An 18,174-nucleotide genomic window follows, 5' to 3' on the forward strand; every position below is an offset into this window, starting at 1 on the left:
CTAATGATATGAATAAACTTAAAACAATACCTGAAGTTTCTTTTTTAAAATTTGTTAAGCATTCATTAGCTATTTTAAAAAATCCTTTGCCATTTCATAGGTCTAATTTTAATTTACTTGGTGATTTTTTTAGATTAAAAGTAGGAATGGGTAATTCTGTTGTTTTTTGTAGAGATGCTGGATTGTTGAGCTACGTTTTACAAAAAAATCAAAAAAAATATATAAAGTCTAAAATACAAACTGAAGATTTAGCTAAATATATTGGAAAAGGATTGCTTACTTCTGAAGGTCAAAAATGGCAAAAACAAAGAAAATTAATTCAACCTGCGTTTCATAAAAGTCAATTAGTACAACTTCTATGCATCATTAAAGATGCTATCGACTTGGAGTTAAATAGAATTGATATTAATAGGTCTATTGACGTTTTCCCAATTTTTAATGATTTAGCATTTCAAACAGTAGTCAAATCATTGTTTAATTCTGGAGTATCTGTTGAAGATATTGCAAAACTTCAGCATGTTACAGAAGTGACACAAGAAATGTTAGTTAAAGAATTAAGACAGCCATATTTAGGTTGGTGGTTTAAACTTTCTGGTGAAATTAAAAAGCATATTCAACTTACGGATGAGTCTCGTGATATACTTAGAAAATTAGTTAGAGAAAGGAAAGAGGATGGAAAGAAGTATAATGATTTACTTGATATGTTATTAGATGCTCGCTATGAAGATGGTGAGGCAATGGAAGAAGGACAATTGTTAGATGAAATCCTTATTTTGTTTGCAGCTGGACACGAAACAACATCTAATGCATTGACTTTTACATGTGAATTGCTAGCAAGAAATCCTGAGTCTCAAGAAAAGATTTTAAAGGAAGTTATTGCAATTAAAGAAGAATCTTCAGATTTAATGTATTGGATAAAAAATGCAAAATATACTAGATTAGTTATTGAAGAAGCCATGCGCTTATTTCCCCCTGCTTATTTTATTGATAGGGTTAATATTGAGGAAGATGAATACGATGGGATGTGTTTTCCTAAAGGGACAAATTTGTTGTTTTCGGTATATGAAATTCATCGTCATCCAGATTTTTGGAAAGAACCAGATGAATTTAAACCGGAAAGATTTTTAGAGGAAACGACTAAGTTTTCAAAGAATTATTATCCTTTTGGAGCTGGGCAACGAATGTGTATTGGTAATAATTTTGCCATGTATGAAATGATTTTAGTAATTATGAGTTTGGTTGAGCGCTTTAAAATTGTTGAAAAACAAACCTCAATTCAAATTAAACCTTTAATTACTTTAAAACCATATAAAGCTATTTTAGAGTTTAAAGATCGTGAACAATACACATGATAAACAATAAGCAGAAATATACGCAGTTAATTAAACAAGAAGCAAATCGTTTAGGTTTTTTGTCTTGTGGTATTTCTAAAGCAGGCTTTCTTGAGGAAGAAGCTCCTCGTTTAGAAAAATGGTTAAATAATAGCCATAATGGACAAATGGGTTATATGGAAAATCATTTTGATAAAAGATTAAACCCAACCTTACTTGTTGATGATGCAAAGAGTGTTGTTTCACTATTACTTAACTATTACCCTTCTGAAAAACAAAATTCTGATTCCTATAAAATTTCCAAATATGCATACGGACAAGATTATCATTTCGTTATAAAAGAGAAATTAAAAGCTCTTTTAGAGTTTATACAAAATGAAATTGGAATGGTTTCAGGTAGGGCATTTGTTGATTCAGCACCTGTTTTAGATAAGGCTTGGGCTTCAAAAAGTGGTTTAGGTTGGATTGGGAAAAATAGTAATTTGATTACTCAAAAAGTTGGTTCTTTCTATTTTATTGCAGAGCTAATAATTGATTTAGATTTGGAATATGATTCTCCAACAACTGACCATTGTGGTTCTTGTACAAAATGTATTGATGCTTGTCCTACTGAAGCGATTGTTGCTCCCTATGTTGTTGATGGCAGTAAGTGCATTTCTTATTTTACAATAGAATTGCGCGATAATATTCCTCAGGAAATGAAGGGTAAGTTTAATGATTGGGCATTTGGTTGCGATGTTTGCCAAGATGTTTGCCCTTGGAACCGATTTTCTAAACCTCATAACGAACCTTTGTTCTATCCAAATCAAGAAATACTTTCATTTTCAAAAAAAGATTGGGAGGAAATAACTAAAGAGACATTTAACAAAGTGTTTAAAAATTCACCTGTAAAAAGAACAAAATTAGAAGGTTTACAAAGAAATGTTAGCTTTTTAAAAGATTAAAATTTTAATTGTTGTCTTTGTTCAATTTGTTTTAAACTAAATTATTTAATAAAGCTACACGATTGTCGATTTAAAAAGTCCTTTCACGCTAAAGCGATAAGCTAAGAATGTTAAAATGTTATATTTTTTAAAAGAGTAGCTCTAAAATTTTTTTCTTTGAATCCTTATTCTAACTTTGTAAGTTAGTATAAAAAATAGTATATGCATAAGGATACAAAAAGAAGAGAAGCTTTATTATATCACGCAAAGCCAACACCAGGAAAGATCCAGGTAGTGCCAACAAAGAAATATGCAACCCAAAGAGATCTATCTCTAGCCTATTCACCAGGAGTTGCAGAGCCATGTTTAGAGATAGCAAAAGATGTAGATAATGTTTATAAATATACAGCAAAAGGAAATTTAGTTGCAGTAATCTCCAATGGAACAGCTGTTTTAGGCTTAGGAGATATAGGTCCAGAAGCCTCTAAACCTGTAATGGAAGGAAAAGGATTACTTTTTAAGATTTTTGCAGATATAGATGTTTTTGATATTGAAGTAGGAACAAAAGATGTAGAAGCTTTTATTCAAACTGTAAAGAACATTGCACCAACATTTGGAGGAATTAATCTTGAAGATATTAAAGCTCCAGAATCTTTCGAAATTGAAAGAAGATTAGTGGAAGAATTGAATATCCCAGTAATGCATGATGATCAACATGGAACAGCCATAATATCTTCAGCTGCTTTGTTAAATGCATTAGAGTTAGCTAATAAAGAGGTTGATGAAGTTAAAGTAGTTGTTTCCGGAGCAGGTTCAGCGGCTTTGGCTTGTGCAAACTTGTATGTTTTGCTTGGTGTAAAAGAGAAAAACATATTTATGTTTGATAAAGATGGCATGCTAACAACATGTAGAGTAGATATTTCTGATTTACAAAAAAGATATGCCAAATCATGTGATCCACAAACTTTAAAAGATGTAATAGTTGGAGCAGATGTGTTTTTAGGACTGTCTGTTGGGAATATTTTGACTCCAGAAATGTTGTTAACAATGAATCACAACCCAATTGTTTTTGCAATGGCAAATCCAATTCCTGAAATAGATTATAATGTTGCAATAAATACAAGAGAAGACATTATCATGGCAACAGGTCGTTCAGATCATCCTAACCAAGTGAACAATGTATTAGGCTTCCCCTATATTTTTAGAGGAGCTCTAGATGTTAGAGCCAAGAAAATAAATGAAGAAATGAAAATGGCAGCTGTTCGTGCTTTAGCAGAATTAGCAAAAAGTCCAGTCCCTGAGCAAGTAAATGTGGCCTATGGTGAGACAAAATTAAACTTCGGGAGAGATTATATAATTCCAAAACCATTTGATCCAAGATTAATTAGTGTTGTAGCCCCTGCAGTAGCAAAAGCGGCTATGGAATCGGGCGTTGCACAAATTGAAATTACGGATTGGGAAAAATATGAGTTAGAATTATTAGATAGATTAGGTTCTGATAATAAAATGATTAGAATGTTAATGAATCGTGCGAAAACAAGCCCAAAGAGAGTTGTTTTTGCAGAAGCTGATCATTTAGATGTTCTAAAAGCAGCTCAAATTGTTTTTGAAGAAGGAGTTGGAATGCCTATTTTATTAGGAAATAAAGAAATTATTCAAGAGCTTAAAACAGAAATCGGTTTTGATGCTGATGTAATGATTATCGATCCTAAGACTAAAGAAGAAGATGCTAGAAGAACAAAATATGCAACTTCTTTTTGGGAGACAAGAAAGAGAAGAGGAATTACATTGTTAGATGCTGAAAAATGGATGCGAGAGCGAAATTATTTTGGTTTAATGATGGTGAATGAAGGAGAAGCAGATACTATGGTGACAGGTTATTCTAGAAGTTATCCTTCAGTGGTTAAGCCTGTATTGGAAATGATAGATAAGGCTCCAGGAGTATCTCGTATTGCAACAACCAATATGATGATGACTACTAGAGGTCCTATTTTTCTTTCAGATACCGCTATAAATCCTAACCCTTCAGCAGAAGATTTGGCAAAAATTGCTTTAATGACTGCTAAAACAGTTAGAATGTTCGGAATGGAGCCAGTTATGGCAATGGTATCTTTTTCAAATTTTGGTTCTTCCGAAAATGAAAATCCTAAAAAAATAAGAGAAGCTGTAGCATACCTGCATAAATATTATCCAGATATTATTGTAGATGGCGAAATTCAAACCGATTTTGCTTTAAATCCAGACATGTTAAAAAGTAAATTCCCATTTTCTAAACTGGTGAATAAAAAAGTAAACACTTTGATTTTTCCAAACCTTGATTCTGCGAATATCACTTATAAGATGATGAAGGAATTGAACAAGTCAGATTCTATTGGACCAATTATGCTTGGTTTAGATAAACCAGTACATATTTTTCAGTTAGGTGCAAGCGTAGAAGAAATGGTGAATATGGCTGCTGTTTCTGTAGTAGATGCTCAAGAAAAGGAGCGAAAATATAAAAAAGCTATTAATAAATAATATTTTTTATATTTTTGGCTATTAACATATAAAATAAATTATGATCACTCATATTCAAGGTAAATTAGTTGAAAAAAATCCAACAGAAGTAGTAATAGACTGTAATGGTGTTGGGTATCATATTAATATATCGTTACATACCTTTTCTCTTTTGCCGGAAAGTGAAAATCTTAAACTTTTTACTTTTCTTCAAATAAAAGAAGATGCACATACTTTATATGGTTTTGTTGAAAAACAAGAAAGAGAGTTATTTAAATTATTGATATCAGTTTCAGGTATAGGAGCCAATATTGCTAGAACCATGTTGTCGTCATTGGCTCCACAACAAATCATTCAAGCCATCGGTTCAAACGATGTAGCTACAGTACAAGGAATAAAAGGAATTGGAGCAAAAACAGCACAGAGAGTTATTTTAGATTTAAAGGATAAAGTGTTAAAAGTGTATGATTTAGATGAAGTTTCTTTAGTTTCTAACAATACAAACAAAGAAGAAGCGTTATCTGCTCTAGAGGTTCTAGGTTTTGTTAGAAAAACAGCCGAAAAAGTGATAGACAAAATTGTAATTGAAGCCCCAAATGCAACCGTTGAAACTTTAATAAAACAAGCACTAAAAAACTTATAAGACTTGAAAAATAAAATTAACAGTAATATTTTTAATAGAGTTCAGAGTGGAATGAAAATACTTTTTTTGTGTTTTCCTTTTTTTCTCTATTCTCAAGAAGGTACTGAAGAGAAAGATTCAATTAAAAATGGAGTAGATCTAGGTAAAATAAAAGTGCCAAATCCACAAAGTATTGTTGAAGCTTATACTTATGACCCAATAACAGATAGGTATATCTATACAAATACTTTTGATGGATTTAATGTGAATTATCCTTTAGTATTAACACCAAAACAATATCAAGAACTTGTTTTGCGTGAAGAAATGCGAAAGTACTATCGTGAAAAATCGGCAGCGATTGATGGGAAGAAAGACGGCAGCGAAGAAAAAAAGAAAGATTTATTACCTAGATATTATGTTAATTCAAAGTTTTTTGAGGCAATTTTTGGAAGCAACACAATAGATATTAAACCAACAGGTTCCGTAGAGATTGATTTGGGTGTTCGATTCACAAAACAAGATAACCCTGCTTTTTCACCAAGAAATAGAAAAACAACAACTTTTGATTTTGATCAGAGAATAAGCGTTGGGCTTCAAGGAAAAGTAGGAACTCGATTGAATGTAAATATTAATTATGATACACAATCTACTTTTGCTTTTCAAAACCTGATCAAACTAGAATATGGGTCTACAGAAGATGATATTCTGCAAAAATTAGAAGTTGGTAATGTTAGTTTTCCATTATCGAATTCATTAATCAGAGGTTCGCAAAGTTTGTTTGGAGTTAAAGCACAATTACAATTTGGAAAAACAACAGTTACGGGAGTTTTTTCAGAACAAAAGTCGCAGACAAAAACAGTAACGTCACAAGGAGGAGGTACGTTGCAAGATTATGAGTTGTTTGCACTAGATTATGATGCAGATAGACATTATTTCTTATCGCAATATTTCAGGAACCAATATGATAAATCATTAGAAACCTATCCTGTTATCAATAGTCGTGTTCAAATAACAAGGATTGAAGTATGGGTAACAAATAAACAGAATAGAATAAATTCAACCGAAAATAACTTAAGAAATTTAATAGCTATTCAAGATATTGGTGAAGCACCTTTGACTGATTTATTACCACAAGAAGTTGTTGGTGTTAATTTAGCATCTAATCCTAATTTCTTTAATGCTGGACCCAATACCCCTTCTAATAATGCAAACAATAAATTTAACCCTAATCAAATTGGGAGTAATTTTTTAACACAAGCAATTAGAGAAGTCGCTACAGCTAATAATGGATTCACTATTGGAGTAGATGAAGGGCTTGATTATGCAAAATTAGAAAACGCGAGAAAATTAACAGCTTCTGAGTTTACATATCATCCTCAGCTAGGTTATATTTCGTTGAATCAACGCTTAGCGAATGACGAAGTGTTGGCGGTGGCTTATCAATATACAATTGGAGATCAAGTGTATCAAGTTGGGGAATTTGGAACAGATGGAGTAGATGCTACACAAGTGAGTACAACGGGAATTCCAACTTCACAAGCCTTATTGGTAAAAATGTTAAAGAGTAATTTAACCGCTGTGAAGCAGAAAGTTCCAAATGATAATTTAACAATGCCAACATGGAACTTGATGATGAAGAATATTTATCAAATTCCTGGAGGCTACCAATTACAACAGGAAGATTTTAAATTTAATATTTTATATACAGATCCATCACCATTAAATTATATTACTCCGTTTGAAGATGCAACAGGAAACTTTCCATTAGATTTGCCAGCTGGAGTAAAAGAAACTACCTTATTAAAAGTAATGGGAGTAGATAAATTAAACTATACAAATGACCCACAAAATGGAGGGGATGGTTTTTTTGATTTTGTACCTGGAATAACGGTAGACCCACAATATGGTAGAATTATTTTTACCACCAAAGAGCCTTTTGGAGAACATTTGTTTAAAAAATTAAATGATTCCCCTGTTACAGAAGATTATAATGATCCTTTAACATATAATGTGAATCAAAGTAAATATGTCTTTAGAACACTCTATAAGTCAACTCAAGCGGCAGCATTGCAAGAAAGTGAAAAAAATAAATTTCAATTAAGAGGGCGTTTCAAGTCTTCTGGTGGAGACGGAATCTCAATAGGAGCATTCAATGTGCCTCAAGGTTCTGTTGTAGTGAAATCAGGAGGAAGAGTTCTTGTTGAAGGAGTAGATTATACGGTGAACTATCAGTTAGGGAAAGTTCAATTGTTAGATCCTTCGTTGCAGGCATCAAATACACCTTTAGAAATATCAGTAGAGAATAATTCTGTGTTCGGTCAGCAAACCAGACGTTTTTGGGGAGTTAATGTAGAGCATCAGTTTAATAAAAAATTCTTAATTGGAGGAACAGTTTTAAATTTATCAGAAAGACCCTTTACAAATAAATCAAATTACGGTCAAGAATCCGTGAATAATACAATTGTAGGGCTAAATACAAACTTTTCTACAGAAGTGCCTTTTTTAACAAGATTAGCAAATAAATTGCCTAATATTGATACTGATGTGCCTTCAAATCTATCTTTTAGAGGTGAAATAGCCTATTTATTACCAGGTTCTTCAAAAGCAGATAAATTTAATGGAGAAGCAACAACATATGTTGATGACTTTGAAGGGTCTCAATCTTCAATTCCATTAAATTCGCCTGGACCTTGGACCTTGGCTAGTGTGCCGTTAGAAGGTGATTTTGATGGTAATGCTGATACAACAGAGCCGCCAACAGATGCTATCTCAGTCGGTAATAAAAGAGCGAAATTGGCTTGGTATACTATTGATCCTGTTTTTTATACACAACCACCAAGTGGTATTAGTGATGATGATTTGTCTTTAAATAAAACGCGAAGAATCTATAGTAGGGAGTTGTTTCCAAATGTAGATATTGCTCAAGGAAATTCTAATGTAATTACAACTCTAGATTTAACTTATTTTCCAAGAGATAGAGGTCCGTATAATTATAATCCATCTTTGGCTGCAACAAATCAGTTTCCAGCAATTGAAGCACCAAATAATTGGGCGGGTATTATGCGCTCTATAAATTCTACTAATTTTGAACAATCAAATGTTGAGTATATCCAGTTTTGGGTTTTAGATCCATACTATGGAAATGCACCAGATGTTGTGACTCCTACAAATACTGGGAAACTAGTTATTAACTTAGGTGAGATTTCAGAGGATATTTTGAAAGATGGGAGAAAACAATATGAAAATGGACTTCCAGAAGTAGGGGCAACAATCCCTGCTTTTCAAACAAACTGGGGGCAAGTTCCAAGTTCTCAATCTTTAGTCTATGCATTCGATTCGAATGAAGCGAATAGAAGTTTACAAGATGTTGGTTTTGATGGGTTAGATGATGCTGGTGAAGCATTGAAGTTTAATAATTTTGCAGGACAGGCAGACCCGTCTGCAGATAACTATAACTTTTATCTAAATACAACTGGAGGTATCATTGATAGGTATAGAAACTATAATGGTTTTGATGGTAATTCACCAGTAAACGTTACTGATACTAATAGAGGAAACGATACAAAACCAGATGTGGAAGATGTTAATAGGGATCAAACGATGAATACAATTAATGCATACTTTAAGTTTGATGTGCCAATTAATAATAACCCTCAAGTTGGTCAGAATTATGTAGTAGATGTTCGCACAGTTTCTGAACCTATGCCAAACGGAACAAATGTAGATGCTAGATGGGTGCAGTATAAAATTCCTATTTTAGAATATACATCAGATAATGTAGTAGGATCAATATCAGATTTCAGGTCTATTCGCTTTATGAGAATGTATATGACTGGTTTTTCAGATGAAATTACATTGCGTTTTGGAGCATTAGATTTAGTGAGAGGAGAATGGAGACGATATACAAATTCATTAGATTTCAATGATAATGACCCTACTGATGATAATACTGGATTTGATGTGGTGGCAGTTAATATTCAAGAAAACGGTAGTAGAACTCCAATACCTTATGTTTCTCCTCCAGGGGTAACAAGGGAGCAATTATATAATAATAATACGGTTATTAATCAAAATGAGCAATCATTATCACTAAGAGTTTATGATAAAAATGGAGGTTATAATGATGGTTTAGAAGCAGAAGATTCAAGAGCAGTATTTAAGAATGTAAATGTAGATATGCGTCAGTTTAAAAAAATGCGTATGTTTTTGCATGCTGAATCTTTACCACAACCAGATGAACCACAGCCATTACAGAATGATGAAATGGTTGCATTTATTCGTTTTGGTAATGATTTTACTGAAAATTTCTATCAAATCGAAATTCCATTGGTAGTTTCTTCTCAAAATGCATCTACTCCTAATGATGTTTGGCCATCTGAAAATGAGATTGAATTACCAATGAGTTTATTGACAAAACTGAAAATTTTAGCACTTAACAGTGATCCAGTTGTTGTTTATGATCCAAATGGAATTGGTTTTGTAGAGGAAGAGGAAATAGGCTCTGGAGGAAGTAAATTGACTTTAGGAATAAAAGGGAACCCAAATTTCGGATTGGTGCGTACTTTAATGGTTGGTGTGAAAAACAACACTAATCGCGTAGTTAGAGGTGAAGTTTGGTTTAATGAGTTACGTCTTTCAGATCTAGATAATAAAGGAGGATATGCCGCAGTGGCTAATTTGGATACTAATATAGCTGATTTTGCAACGGTTTCTGCAACAACAAGGGTGAGTACTATTGGTTTTGGAGGCATTGAGGAAGGACCAAATGAAAGAAGTAGAGAGGATGCTTTTCAATATGACGTGGTTACTAATTTAAATTTAGGAAAATTATTGCCTAAAAAATGGGGAATAACGCTTCCTTTTAATTATGCAGTAGGTGAAGAGACTATTACACCAAAATTCGATCCTTTTTATCAAGACATCGAATTAAATCAATTGTTAGATGTAACTCCAGAATCACAGAGAGCAAACGTAGAGAACAGAGCGATAGATTATACAAAAAGAACGAGTATTAATTTTATTGGTGTAAGAAAGGAACGTGGTGAAGAACAAAAACAACATTTTTATGATGTTGAGAATTTAACACTGTCCTATTCGTTTAATGAAACAGAGCATCACGATTATGAAATTGAAAACTTAGTTGATCAACAAAATAGAACAAGTGTAGATTATGCATATTCATTTAAACCTTTAAGTATTGAGCCGTTTAAAGACACAAAAAGATTTGATAGAAGTGGTTATTATAAATTATTAAAAGATATTAATTTTAATTTTCTTCCGTCTAATATCTCATTTAGTTCTAATATTATTAGACAATTTAATAGACAACAATTTAGATTGGTTGAAGTGCAAGGGATTGGTTTAGACCCGCTTTATAGAAGAAATTATTTCTTCAATTATCAGTATGGTTTCAATTATAATTTAACAAAATCATTACGCTTAAATTATACAGCAGCCTCAAACAATATTGTTAGGAATTATTTAGATGAAGAGAATGTTCCAATTGATGGTCTAGATATTTGGGATGATTATTGGAATATAGGAGATTCAAATCAGCACAATCAACAATTGGTTTTAAATTATGATTTGCCAATTGATAAAATTCCAGCTCTAGGATTTGTGAAATCGGTTTATACTTATACAGGAGACTTTAACTGGCAGCGTTCTTCGGATGCGTTTTCATCAATTCTTGCAGATAATGGAACTAGATATGATTTAGGGAATACAATCCAAAATGCAAATTCACATAAGTTGAATACTACATTCAATATGGATTTGTTATATCGTTACATAGGTTTGACAGGGAACAAAAAGAAGAAAAATAATAAAGACAATAAAGATAGTAAAGACACTAAAGATGCTTTGCCTAAGCCTGGACAAAAAATAACAGCGAAGAAGAAGACAGATAAAAAAGAAGGAAACATATTTTTAAATGGTTTAATTGGTGTTGTAACAAGTATTAAGAATATACAAGTAAATTATACTGAAACTAATGGAACAGTATTACCAGGTTATACACCAGGACTTGGATTTTTTGGTACTTCAAAACCTTCTGTTGGATTTGTATTCGGAAGTCAGTCAGATGTACGATATGAAGCAGCAAGACAAGGTTGGTTAACAGAATATCCAGAGTTTAATCAAAGTTTTACTCAGATTACGAATAAACAATTGAATTTTACAGCTCAAGTAGAGCCTTTCCCTGATTTAAAAATAGATGTTAAGGCAGATAGAATGTATTCTGATAATTTTTCAGAACAATATGATGTTACTAATGGACAATATAATTCTCGTTCACCTTATAATTTTGGAAATTTTAGCATTTCTACTGTTTTAATTAAAACAGCATTTAGCCAAAGTGATGAAAATATATCTGCTGCTTTTAATGAATTTAGAACTAACAGACGTGAAATTGCTAATAGATTAGCAGGTGAATATTATGGAACAAGTACATATCCAGTAGATTTAGAAGGATATCCAATTGGCTACGGAAAAAACAGTCAACAAGTATTATTGCCTTCCTTTTTAGCGGCTTATTCAGGTAAAGACATTTCAAAACAATCTACAGGAGTCTTTAAAGATGTTCCGCTACCTAATTGGACAGTTAAATATACTGGATTAATGCGTTACAAGTGGTTTAAAGAAACATTCAAACGTTTTTCATTACAACATGGTTATAGAGCGAGTTATAATGTGAACGCTTTTCGTTCTAACTTAAATGCAGCTCCAGTAGATGCAAATGGTAATTTCTATGCGAACACAATTGTTTCAAATGTAAATTTAACAGAACAGTTTAACCCGTTGATGCGAATTGATTTTGAAATGAAAAACTCTATAAAAATTTTGGCCGAAATGAAAAAGGACAGAACGTTAAATATGAGTTTTGATAATAATCTTTTAACTGAAGTAAGTGGAAATGAATATACCATAGGTTTAGGATATCGAATAAAAAATGTGACAATAGTTTCAAGACTTGCTGACAATCCAACTGGAGTGATTAAAAGTGATATAAATATTAAAGCAGATTTTTCATTGCGAAAAAACAATACTATTGTTAGATATTTGGATTATGATAATAACGAATTGGCTGGTGGACAGGATTTATGGTCTATTAAATTATCGGCGGATTATTCTTTCAGTAGAAATCTAACTGCAATTTTCTTTTATGATCATCAGTTTTCTCAAGCAGTTATTTCAACTTCATTCCCAATAACAAATATTAGATCAGGATTTACTATTCGATATAATTTTGGAAATTAGTAAATAAAATAAAGACATAAAGACAAAAATATTTAACAAATACACTAGAAAAATATTAAAAAAGCTGTTCTAGAATTAAATTAATAAAACTACATTTGTACAACCAATTAAATATAGAATTAAAATGAACATCCCAACTAACTTAAAGTACACAAAAGACCACGAATGGGTTTCAATTGAAGGCGATATTGCTACTGTAGGAATTACAGATTTTGCACAAAAAGAATTAGGTGATATTGTTTATGTTGAAGTTGAAACACTAGATCAAACTTTAGATCGTGATGAAGTCTTTGGTACAGTTGAAGCAGTTAAAACAGTTTCAGATTTATTTTTGCCATTATCTGGTGAAATTATAGAATTTAACGATTCTCTTGAAACTACACCAGAAACAGTAAATTCTGATCCTTACGGTGACGGATGGATGGTGAAAATTAAAATTTCTGATAACTCACAAATAGAAAGTCTTTTATCAAGTGAAGATTACTCAGCGCTTATTGGAGTGTAAGTATTTTTATTTTGCTATTTTCTGGACGCTATTAATTGCTTATCTAAGCTTAGTAACGTTAAAGAAATCAGATGCATTCATGATAGCAATACCAAATAAAGACAAAATAGTGCATTTTGGTTTCTATTTTGTCTTTGTTTTTAGTTGGATAAACGCAATTCAACCCAAATTAACCAAAAACAAAGTTAAAATAGTTTTCGTAGCTATCTTGTATGGCATAATTATTGAAGTATTACAAGCAGAGCTCACAGAGACACGTCAAGCAGATTTTTATGATGCATTGGCGAACACTTGTGGAGCAGTGACGGCTTACTTTTTTTTAAAATTCGTAAAAAGAAAATTTAAAAAAAATTTTTAAACTATTTTATTATTAATTATATTAGCGACCTCAAAAACAAAATTATGGAATTAAAGAAAAATCCTAATGTAGACCCGAAAAGAAATAGTGTGTTGTTCTTTCAGATTGGTCTTGTGGCAGTTTTATTGCTTACTTATATTGGTATTGAATTAAAATCCGAAGACCCAAGAATAGAAAAAGAAAAATTCACATTGACAGACAATCTAGTATTAGATGAAGAAGATGTAATCTTAACAATGCCTCCGGTACAAGCATTGCCACCACCACCACCACCTGCACCAGAAGTGATTGAAGTAGTGAAAGATGATATTGTATTAGAAGAGCAAAAAATTGAAAAAACAGAGGTTGAAGAAAGTAAACCTGTAGTTGTTGTTAAAGCTTCTCAAATTGGAAATACTGGAGCAACAATCGACGATATTCCAGACGAGATGCCTTTTGCTGTAATTGAACAAATTCCAATGTTTCCTGGTTGTGAAGAAATTCCAAAAAGCCAACAAATGGATTGTTTTAATGAGAAAATGCAAGCGCATATCAAAAGATATTTTAGCTATCCTGAAAGAGCAGCAGAAAATGGTTCTCAAGGTCAAGTATCTGTTCAATTCTTAATCGACAAAGATGGTATTGTAAAAGATATTAAAGTAAGAGGTAGAGGAATTAAAAGTGATGCTGAGCTGTTGGAAAAAGAAGCAGAAAGAATCATCTCTAAATTACCTAAGTTTACACCAGGTAAACAAAGAGGAAAAGCGGTAAGAGTTAAATATGGTTTACCTATTACTTTTAAACTAAACTAATAAAAATTATCTCAATCGAAAGGTTGGGATTTTTTTTGGCACATAATTTGTGATATTACTTGTTAATAAATTGTTAACCTGTAAATTATATAATTATGAGAGAAAAAGATGTTTTTAAGAAGAAAGCGAAAAATAGTGTAATCTATTTTCAGTTTGGTTTAATTGCTACAATGTTGTTGGCGTTGTATGTGTTGGAGTTTAATTTTCAAGATGTAAAGAAGGAAAAAGAATGGGTGTTTAAAGGGCCTATTATTGATGAGCCTTTTGAGTATAATCCGATTGAAGTTAAACCAGAAGTTGCTAAGCCTATTTCTAAGCCAGTTACTCCTGTTGAGACAAAACCAGTTGTTTCTCAAAAAGTAGTTACAGATTTTAAAGTGGAAGACGATAAAGTGGAGGTGAAAAAGGAAGATGATTTCGGTACTCAAGATGATATTACAAAAGTAGAAAATCCAATATTAAATAATCCTTCAACGGGTAATACAGGAGAGACGAATACGCCTAATGAGGGTCCAGAAACTATTACTACTGTTGAGCAACTCCCTTTGTTTAAAGCATGTGTTGGATTGAGTAGAGCAGAGCAAAAAGCATGTTTTGAAGCAGAATTGTCTAAGGTGGTGTCACGACACTTGGTTTATCCTGAAGAAGATTTTGAAGATAAGAAACAAGGAAGAGCATTTGTAGAGTTTATTATTAATGAAAAAGGAGAAGTGACCAATGTGAACTCTTTGAGTAATGGTAGTGCAACAGAAGAGATGAAGAAAGCTGCTGAAAGAGCTGTTAAAAAGGTACCTAAATTAATTCCTGCACAACAAGGAAAGAAAAACGTGAAAATAAAATATATAATTCCGATTTCATTTAAAATAAACTAATTTGAATTATTATTGAAAAAAAATCCCATTTCGATGGGATTTTTTTATTTTTACACATATTCTAAAAATAAAATAAAATGAAGCAATATCTAGATGCAACTTATTTAAAAACGGCAGAACAAGCTGGTATTTCTAATGAAGAAAATTTAGAAATTGTTAAAAAAAACATTCTTGAAGCTATAGAAGAGGAGTTTAAATTAATTATGATACGTCCAGAATTTGTTGCTTTGGCAAAGAGCTTAATTGTAAAAGCAAATTCAAGACTAACAATTGGTACGGTTATCGATTTTCCAAAAGGGAATAATAGTCTAGAATATAAATTAAATGAAGCTAGAACTGCAATTGAAAAAGGAGTTGATGATTTGGATTTTGTAATTGATTATGAGGTTTTTAAGCTTGGAGAAATAGAAGAAGTAAAGCGTCAAGTTGTAGAATGTACGAAATTAGGCTTAGAGAGCGGTAAAATAGTAAAATGGATTATAGAAGTTGCAGCGTTAGATAGTCATCAAATAGTACAGCTTTCGGCTTTGATAAAAAATTGTGTTATTGCTAACTTCAAAGAGAGTAATTATGAAAATGTATTTGTGAAATCTTCTACAGGGTTTTATAAAACAGAAAACGGATTGCCTAACGGGGCAACTCCAGAAACAATAAAATTAATGATTGAAAATGCATTTCCTTTGCCTGTGAAAGCAGCAGGTGGAGTTAGGAATTATCAAGAAGCTGTTGCTATGATTAATTTGGGTGTCAAAAGAATAGGAACTTCTGCGGCAAAAGCGATTGTTAATGGTCAAGAATCTAGTACGGGGTATTAATATAGTTGTTGATAATTTAAAGAACAAAACATTACAGATGAAAAAATGCATTTTAGTTATATTGAGTTTTATATGTCTTTTAGGGTATTCTCAAAAAAAAACAGAGGTTTTTCCTGTTTTTGATGAATGTGAAAAAGTGGAATCAACTCAGTTAAAGGATTGTTTTTATACTACTTTAGAACAGTTTGTATATGATAATTTTGTTTTGCCTGATGATATAAAGGAAAAAAAATATACTGGTGAGGTTATTGCTCTTTTTGAAGTAGATACTTTGGGTCAGTTTAAAGTGATTTATATTGATGCAGTAACTGAAGAATTGAAGAAAGAGACTAAAAGTGTGTTTGAAAAATTGCCTAAGATTCAACCAGCAACACATTCTGGAAAAACTACCTATTCTAAATTTACTTTAAAAATAGCTATTCCATTGCAAAATCCAGCTTTAAAGTACCAAGAAAATTATGTTGTTAAAAAGACTGATAAAACAAACTCAGTTATAATAGATAATACTAATGAATTAGATGAATTTGAAGCGGTGTCTAAGGTATATAAAGAGTTTAAAAATCCAAATTTTACAAGTGATTTAAACATTGCTTTTTCTCATCAAAATTATTACAACTTTGAAGCTTTGATGAATCAGGTGGGGAGTAATAATCATACAGCAACTAAGCCTTATTCTTATAACGAAGTCGCAAAATATTATGATTTTCAGGCGGCTCAAAATGAAGTTTTAAAAGGAAAAACCTCTTGGTGGGGGAGAAAATTTTGGAATGAAAATTTAGTTGCGATTCAAGGAGAAGACTATTGGTTTAGCTTAAATCCAATTTTAGATTTAAGAGGAGGAAAAGATTTGGATAGTCAATTATCAAATACATTTGTGAATACGAGGGGATTGCATGTTCAAGGTGGTTTGGGGAAAAGTTTGACTTTTACATCTTCAATTTATGAAAGTCAAGGGCGCTTTGCAGATTATTATAATGATTATTCATCAAGTATAAGGCCGTCAGGAGGTAATCCTGCTATTATTCCAGGAATAGGGATAGCTAAACAATTTAGAACAGATGCGTATGATTTTCCTTTGGCAGAAGCAAATTTGAAGTTTAAACCTAGTAATATGATTGATTTGCAGTTGGGTTATGGAAGAAATTTTATTGGCGACGGTTATCGTTCTTTGTTGCAAAGTGATGCTGCAAGTCCTTATCCGTATTTGAAAATTAATACTACTTTTTGGAAAATAAAATATACTAATACCTATATGTGGTTAAAAGATGTTCGTCCAGATGTAACTTCAGAAGGAACCTATGCTACAAAATACATGGCGAGTCATTATTTGAGTTATAATGTTTCAAAAAGATTGAATATTGGTTTATTCGAAAATGTTGTTTGGTCAAATACTAATGATAGAGGGTTTGATGCGAATTTTGTGAATCCTATTATTTTTTATAGAGCAGTTGAATTTTCATCGTCTTCAAAAAGTGGAAATGCAGTTTTAGGAGCAACGGCAAAATACAAATGGAATAATCAATTGAATTTTTATAGTCAATTTTTGTTAGACGAATTTGCAATTGGAGATGTGAAAGAGGGGAAAAAGAGTTGGAGAAATAAGTTTGGTTATCAAATTGGATTGAAATATTACGATGCTTTTAAAGTGAAAAATCTAATGCTTCAAATGGAATATAATCACGTAAGGCCTTATGTTTATTCCCATAGTAATCCGTTAACGAATTATGGTCATAATAATCAAAATATGGGGCATGCTTGGGGTGGTAATTTCAGAGAGTTGGTTGGTATTGCTCGTTATTTTAAAGGGCGTTACTATGGTGAAGCAAAATTCACTTATGGGCAAAGAGGTTTTGATTTTAATACGGCAAACGATAGTTTTAATTATGGAGGTGATATTTATTTGAATTATGATGAGAATAGACCTTTTGATACGGGAGTAGCTGTCGCTCAAGGAAATAAAGTGAATATTATGATTGCAGAATTGCAATTAGGATATGTAATAAATCCTTCTTCTAATATGAAGCTTTTTGGGACGGCTTTATTTCGTAATTTCGACCCTAAAATCCAAACAGCTAATACTATAAAATCTAATACAACTTGGTTGTCTTTAGGATTAAGAGCAGATTTGTTTAATTGGTATTTTGATTATTAATGATTAGGAATTGAATTATTCTTAATTATTTCTCGTTTGAATAGGCTATAAA

The 18,174-nt window shown here is 31.8% G+C and carries 11 protein-coding genes; all 11 read left to right on the plus strand.

Going from position 1 to position 18,174, the window contains the following annotated elements:
• The first annotated feature begins 8 nt into the window (after positions 1-8).
• Positions 9-1,352 (plus strand): cytochrome P450, encoded by a 1,344-nt coding sequence (locus ACZ49Z_RS09205; protein WP_464307875.1) that lies wholly within the window; start codon positions 9-11, stop codon positions 1,350-1,352.
• Positions 1,349-2,275, plus strand: a complete 927-nt coding sequence (gene queG / locus ACZ49Z_RS09210) for a tRNA epoxyqueuosine(34) reductase QueG (RefSeq protein WP_464307876.1) — start codon at positions 1,349-1,351, stop codon at positions 2,273-2,275. The genes ACZ49Z_RS09205 and queG overlap by 4 nt, the downstream gene beginning before the upstream one ends.
• 201 nt (positions 2,276-2,476) lie before the next feature.
• The gene (locus tag ACZ49Z_RS09215) at positions 2,477-4,771 is read left to right on the plus strand and encodes an NADP-dependent malic enzyme (RefSeq protein WP_464307877.1); all 2,295 of its coding nucleotides are present in this window, start codon (positions 2,477-2,479) and stop codon (positions 4,769-4,771) included.
• 40 nt (positions 4,772-4,811) lie between these two features.
• Positions 4,812-5,393 (plus strand): Holliday junction branch migration protein RuvA, encoded by a 582-nt coding sequence (gene ruvA, locus ACZ49Z_RS09220; RefSeq protein WP_464307878.1) that lies wholly within the window; start codon positions 4,812-4,814, stop codon positions 5,391-5,393.
• A 51-nt stretch (positions 5,394-5,444) separates the two neighbouring features.
• Positions 5,445-12,629, plus strand: a complete 7,185-nt coding sequence (gene sov / locus ACZ49Z_RS09225; RefSeq protein ID WP_464308060.1) for a T9SS outer membrane translocon Sov/SprA — start codon at positions 5,445-5,447, stop codon at positions 12,627-12,629.
• Between the two features lie 124 nt (positions 12,630-12,753).
• Positions 12,754-13,134, plus strand: coding sequence for a glycine cleavage system protein GcvH (gcvH, locus tag ACZ49Z_RS09230; protein WP_464307879.1), 381 nt, complete (start codon positions 12,754-12,756; stop codon positions 13,132-13,134).
• A gap of 79 nt (positions 13,135-13,213) precedes the next feature.
• Positions 13,214-13,492 carry a VanZ family protein gene (locus ACZ49Z_RS09235; protein ID WP_464307880.1) on the plus strand — a complete coding sequence of 93 codons (279 nt, stop codon included), beginning with the start codon at positions 13,214-13,216 and terminating at the stop codon, positions 13,490-13,492.
• A gap of 44 nt (positions 13,493-13,536) precedes the next feature.
• Positions 13,537-14,283, plus strand: coding sequence for an energy transducer TonB (locus tag ACZ49Z_RS09240; protein WP_464307881.1), 747 nt, complete (start codon positions 13,537-13,539; stop codon positions 14,281-14,283).
• A gap of 95 nt (positions 14,284-14,378) precedes the next feature.
• Positions 14,379-15,155 carry an energy transducer TonB gene (locus ACZ49Z_RS09245; RefSeq protein ID WP_464307882.1) on the plus strand — a complete coding sequence of 259 codons (777 nt, stop codon included), beginning with the start codon at positions 14,379-14,381 and terminating at the stop codon, positions 15,153-15,155.
• Between the two features lie 77 nt (positions 15,156-15,232).
• Positions 15,233-15,970 (plus strand): deoxyribose-phosphate aldolase, encoded by a 738-nt coding sequence (deoC, locus tag ACZ49Z_RS09250; protein ID WP_464307883.1) that lies wholly within the window; start codon positions 15,233-15,235, stop codon positions 15,968-15,970.
• A 37-nt stretch (positions 15,971-16,007) separates the two neighbouring features.
• The gene (locus ACZ49Z_RS09255; protein ID WP_464307884.1) at positions 16,008-18,122 is read left to right on the plus strand and encodes a gliding motility protein RemB; all 2,115 of its coding nucleotides are present in this window, start codon (positions 16,008-16,010) and stop codon (positions 18,120-18,122) included.
• The last annotated feature ends 52 nt before the right edge of the window (positions 18,123-18,174 follow it).

The organism is Flavobacterium sp. KY-23415, assembly GCF_055384985.1.